The sequence below is a fragment of the Streptomyces alkaliphilus genome (assembly GCF_014141535.1).
Classification (GTDB): domain Bacteria; phylum Actinomycetota; class Actinomycetes; order Streptomycetales; family Streptomycetaceae; genus Streptomyces; species Streptomyces alkaliphilus.
Window position 1 is genome coordinate 1 of the sequence record NZ_VKHT01000379.1, and the last position, 4592, is coordinate 4592.

Below are 4592 nucleotides of genomic sequence, written 5' to 3' on the forward strand. Positions count from 1 at the left end.
GCATCGGGTTCTCCTTGATGTGAGTGGCGGGTGGAGTCAGGCGGGGTGGGGCGTGGTCATCGGCCGCCCTCCCAGGGCGAGCGGCTGGACCCGCCAGGTGACCTCGGCTGCCGACGGCATCCCGGCCCCGGGCCGGTGGGAGGTCCACCCGTCGGGGGAGGCCCCTTCCGCCTCGGCCGTGCCCTCGGCCGCCTCGAGGCTGGCGTGCACGCTGTGCAGGGCGCCGTACCGGAACAGCACGTACACCCGATCAAGGCGGTCGAGGCGCTGCTTGCGGGCGGTGCGCAGCAGCATCCGCAGCACCGCCCGGTCCTCGGTGTCCAGGAGCTGTTGAGCGCGCAGCGTCTCCAGCTCTCCCTCCAACCGGGCGAGTTCGGCGCGGGCGGTGTCGCGCTCGCCAGCGCACTGGCGCAACACCTCGTGCAGGCCGTCGGCGTACTGCTGCGCCTCGTCCCGGGCGGTGGTCAGGGCGGTGATGGTGGCGGTCGCCTCGGTGAGCGCGGTGCAGGTGTCCTCCAGCTCGGCCGCGCGGTCGGTGGCGGCCCGGAGGGTGGTCGTGCGGACCAGTCGGAACATCAGGTGTCCTCTCGGGAAGGCGGTGTGGGGTGAAGTGCGGTGACCCGGTGGCCGGCCTCCCAGACCCGGGCGGCGAGCGCGGCGGCCAGGGCGAGGGCGGCGCGCACTGCGGGGTGTCGGGGGCCGTGGCGCAGTGCTGCCCGCCGCGCCAGGTGGGCGGCGCGGCGGGCAGCGGGTATCGGGTCGGGTCGGTGAGCGGTCAGCGGTTCGTGCCGCAGTAGTGGCAGCTGAAGGCGCCCGGGGTGTCGTAGCCGCACCGCGAGCACCACATGGACTGCTCGGTGGTGGTGCCCTGGCGGCGGGCGGCCCGGACGGTGCGGCGGCCGGGGCCGGTGAGGGCGGCGGCCAGGAGGCCAGCGGCGGTGACGGCCAGGAGCAGGCCGAGGGTGCCGGGGGTGGCGGCGGTCTGCCAGCCGTAGCAGTGGTCGCACTCCCAGCGGCCGGTGCGGTAGGTCATCGGGACGCCGCAGCACTCCGGGGCGGTGTTGGCGGTGGCGGCGGGGGAGGTCCGACGGTTTTGGCGTGTGATGATGTGGGCCACAGGTGGTTCCTTTCGTGAGGGCCTGTGACGACGGCCCCGGGGCGCAATCCCGGGGCCGTCACCTATGTGGTGGGGCAGGTGGTCCTGCATCCCCCGCGCACCACCGGCCCGAGGGGCTGGTGGTGACGGGCAGCACAGGACACTGCGGGTGCGGTCTCCTTCCGTATGGGCCGCTCGTCCGGAGGGAGTCCGCGGTCTCCGGGGTCTACGGCTTCGTCAAGGTGTGGCCATACGGGGTCTTTAGCGTCGGCAGTCCTGCGACAGAGGGCGTCCCCGCCGTGAGGCGGAGGTGCAGTCCATGTCCGTCTTCGGCCCTTCCGGGCGGCTGACGACGGGTCTCCACTGCCCCTCGGCCGGTGTGGTCACGGCGTCGGTGGGGCGTGGATCACTCTGTGGAGTTCTCAAAGAACGGGTGCTGCCCTTGGATCCCGGCCGGTCACGGCTGGTGGGAGAGCCTCTGGGCGCTGGGTGCTGGGCGTGGGCCCGGCTCCCGCGACGCGGACCCGCCCGGTAGGGGCGAGCCGCATCGTGGGGGCCGGGATCAGGCCGCAGCGGACAGGTGGAGGACGTCGACCGCTCGGTGCTCCGCGAGCACCGCGTTCAGCAGCTGGTCGTCGTCGGCGGCGGCGGTCCCGGCCGGGGTGAGGGGAGAGGGATCCAGACGGGCGAGGTAGGAAGTCGACCGGGTGCGGACGACCGTGCGGGCCGCGCGGGCCAGGGACGCGGGGAGCCCGGACACCGGGTCGGTGTCCGGGCTCGGGGTGATGGTCGGCACGGCGGCCAGGGCCTCGGCCTGGTCCGCGATCGCGTCGGCGTGCGGCCAGTCGACCGGGTTGAGCAGGCTGTTCACGTACGCGGTCAAGCGAGTGCGGGGCGTGCCAAGCATGCGACCTCCAAAGACAGACCAACCAGACATTACACATTGACTAGTCAATGCACGGCCTAGATGGTGCACGTCGAAGCAGCCTGTGTCAACATGGTTGCCCAGATTGACTAGTCAATGAGATGAGAGGTAGAACGGACCCATGGCCAGACAGCGCGCGATCTACCAGCGCATCGCAGACGAGCTGCGGGCAGACATCACCGCCGGGACGCTGCGTGAGGACATGCGCCTTCCCACTGAGGCTGAGCTGGCTCAGCGATGGAAGACCTCACGTGCTACTGCGGTGCAAGGCCTCAAAGTTCTGGTCAATGAAGGGCTCATCGTCGCCGACCGCCCTCGCGGTTATTTTGTTCGCAAGCGACGCCCCATGGTTTATAGGCCGCAAGCAGAATTTCGAATTCCAGAGCCTGATGCGGATATTTTCCGTCAGCGCATCGCAGACGAACAGGACTCCAGGGAGCCGTCACAAAAAATTGAGGTAGCCATCTCTTCTCCCTCCAAGACGGTCCAGCGGCGCCTACACATAGACGCAAAAACCGCAGTAGCGGTTAGGCGCCGCATGCGCTCAATCGACGGCGATCCCTTCAATTTGAATGACTCACACGTTCCTCTCTCCCTGGTGGAAGGGACGGACTGGATGAGTCCGGAGGATGTTCCGCGCGGAACAAATCGAGTTCTGGCCGAGTTGGGTTACGAGATCATTCACTCCGTGGATGAAATCATGGTCAGAATGCCCACCCCCGAAGAGTCATCAAGATTGGCCTTGGGGCCAGGGACGCCCGTGGCCGAACACATTGTCACCGGATACGCTCGCCGTGATGGTCGAGAAACTCCAGTGCAGGTGACAGTGAACATTCTTCCGGGGGATCGCCACGTCATCATCTATGATCGTGTTCGAGAGGGTGAGTCCGCATGATGAAGACGCTGGACAGCGTTGAGCCACTCCGGCTGAACCGTGGCTACCTAGCGATTCGACCTGCCCACGAACGCGAAGCTGCGAAGATCGCTGCTCTGTGGTCGGATGCGGCTCGCTGGCTGGACGGTCGAGGGTATGACCAGTGGCAGTACCCTCCCAATATGTCCCGGATCCACGATTCCATCGTGCACGGCACCGCTTACATCGCAGAAATGGAAGATGGTGTTGTCGGGACGATCACCTTGGACGGAGCGGCCGACCCTGAATTTTGGCATGCCAACGACTTTCCTCTGTCGGCCCTATATATCCACAGAATGATCGTGTCTGAGGTAGCACGGGGCCGTCAGGTGGGAAGTTCCATGCTGGACTGGGCTAGCGCTCGGGCCGAACGTGCAGGAGTCAAGTTTGTCCGCTTGGATGCCTGGAAACGCAACTACGCCCTACAAGACTACTACCGCTCAAATGGGTTTACCCATGTCCGCACTATTGATCTTCCGCATCGAAACTCTGGTGCTCTTTTCCAGCGAGAAGCAGGAACATTTCTCAATGCTGGCCCCAGTGTGGTAGATCTCGAATTTCCGACCCACACGGCGAGTGGTGCCCCTATTGAGGGAAGGAGGGGCGCCATTTACTGAAAACGCATGAGGCCGCTCCTGCGCCAACAGGAACGGCCTCCACGACTCTCGTAACTCTGCCAGAAACTGAGTCGTACGCGGTTGGTCCGGCGGCTGCAACCGTCCGGGCCTGTGTCCAGGATACCCGCACCCTGGTACTTCCCCATGGTGCCCTAGGTCACGCGGCTGCGCTACGGCTCCCCTGATGAGGGGATGACGTGTTCCATCTGCACTACTGGGTCCGTTCCGGTGTCAGTTTCGCCCCGGCGTCCGAATCGCCGCTACTGCCGGGTATGCCTCCTGCTCTCCACGATGTCGGGGGAACTTTCTGCTCCTCCGAGGTCACAAATCGAGGCTTCGCAGGACTTGTTCAGGGCGTGAGGATCTTTTCGCGGCCCGTGTCGGGCCGGCCGCCTGTCGTTGCCGGGTGCCGCCTGTCCCGTCTCGGTGGGGGTGTGGGCCGGTGAGTACCGAGTTCCCCGCGGGGGAGGGCTTCCGCAGCGCGTCGGTGGTGCGGGGGTGGGAGCCGCCCGAGGAGGTGGTGGTGCCCTACGCCCTGGCCCACGCCCCGGGTCTGCAGCCGGAGGACTACGGCGTGCTGATCCGGCTGCTGCTGCGCGATCCCCGTCAGCCGTCCAGCGTGATCGCGCTCGCCCGGGAGTTCCAGGCCGACGGCTGGAAGATGGGCGAGAAGCGGCTGCGGGAGGTCATGAAGCGCCTCAAGGCGGCCGGGCACGTCGAGCACGGCCGCTGGTACAACCCCGACCTGAAGCGCCCGGAGTGGCAGTTCCGGGTGTACCGCAACCCCGCGAACAACCAGGCCTACGTCCAGCAGGGCACCGACACGTTTTCGCAGGTCAGCCCGATCGGGCGGAAATCGGCGGATCGGCCGGGAGGGCCGGTTTCCGATCCGGCGGAAACCGGCGTTTACGCAGGTCAGCCCGATCGGGCGGTTTCCGGCGGATCGGCGGCCGATCCGGCGGAAACCGGCGGATCGGAAACCGGCGTTTACGCAGGTCAGCCCGATCGGGCGGAAATCGGCGGATCGGCCGGTTCCCCCCC

At 67.0% G+C, this 4592-nt stretch carries 7 protein-coding genes; 4 read left to right on the plus strand and 3 right to left on the minus strand.

Translation table 11 applies throughout. The features are described from left to right. Positions 1 to 36: 36 nt before the first annotated feature. Positions 37 to 576, minus strand: a complete 540-nt coding sequence (locus FNQ90_RS13365) for a hypothetical protein (protein ID WP_182606585.1) — start codon at positions 574 to 576, stop codon at positions 37 to 39. A 47-nt stretch (positions 577 to 623) separates the two neighbouring features. Here FNQ90_RS13365 and FNQ90_RS13370 point away from each other — a divergent pair, with 47 nt between their 5' ends. Next, positions 624 to 797: a hypothetical protein gene (locus FNQ90_RS13370; protein WP_182606586.1), complete on the plus strand. Its 174-nt coding sequence runs from the start codon at positions 624 to 626 to the stop codon at positions 795 to 797. On the opposite strand, the gene FNQ90_RS13375 is transcribed toward FNQ90_RS13370, so the two are convergent. Together FNQ90_RS13375 and FNQ90_RS13380 are read right to left on the minus strand one after the other, a co-directional pair. Next, positions 776 to 1117, minus strand: coding sequence for a hypothetical protein (locus FNQ90_RS13375; protein WP_182606587.1), 342 nt, complete (start codon positions 1115 to 1117; stop codon positions 776 to 778). The two genes, FNQ90_RS13370 and FNQ90_RS13375, sit on opposite strands and share 22 nt — an antisense overlap. Positions 1118 to 1658: 541 nt before the next feature. Continuing rightward, positions 1659 to 2003, minus strand: coding sequence for a hypothetical protein (locus FNQ90_RS13380; protein ID WP_182606588.1), 345 nt, complete (start codon positions 2001 to 2003; stop codon positions 1659 to 1661). 139 nt (positions 2004 to 2142) lie between these two features. Between FNQ90_RS13380 and FNQ90_RS13385 the strand changes: the two genes are divergently transcribed. The 3 genes from FNQ90_RS13385 to FNQ90_RS13395 form a co-directional block, all read left to right on the plus strand. Next, complete coding sequence (locus FNQ90_RS13385) at positions 2143 to 2916, plus strand: GntR family transcriptional regulator (RefSeq protein WP_182606589.1); 774 nt, start codon at positions 2143 to 2145, stop codon at positions 2914 to 2916. Next, positions 2913 to 3551 carry a GNAT family N-acetyltransferase gene (locus tag FNQ90_RS13390; RefSeq protein ID WP_228471114.1) on the plus strand — a complete coding sequence of 213 codons (639 nt, stop codon included), beginning with the start codon at positions 2913 to 2915 and terminating at the stop codon, positions 3549 to 3551. Before FNQ90_RS13385 ends, FNQ90_RS13390 begins: the two co-directional genes overlap by 4 nt. 523 nt (positions 3552 to 4074) lie before the next feature. After that, positions 4075 to 4592, plus strand: a 518-nt coding sequence (locus FNQ90_RS13395) for a hypothetical protein (RefSeq protein ID WP_182606590.1), incomplete at its 3' end; no start/stop codon positions are given.

What these genes read in the sequence shown, in the direction of transcription:
- FNQ90_RS13365 (WP_182606585.1), bottom strand. Translation starts at nt 576, where the DNA reads ATGTTCCGACTGGTCCGCACGACCACCCTCCGGGCCGCCACCGACCGC.
- FNQ90_RS13385 (WP_182606589.1), top strand. Translation starts at nt 2,143, where the DNA reads ATGGCCAGACAGCGCGCGATCTACCAGCGCATCGCAGACGAGCTGCGG.
- FNQ90_RS13390 (WP_228471114.1), top strand. Translation starts at nt 2,913, where the DNA reads ATGATGAAGACGCTGGACAGCGTTGAGCCACTCCGGCTGAACCGTGGC.
- FNQ90_RS13380 (WP_182606588.1), bottom strand. Translation starts at nt 2,003, where the DNA reads ATGCTTGGCACGCCCCGCACTCGCTTGACCGCGTACGTGAACAGCCTG.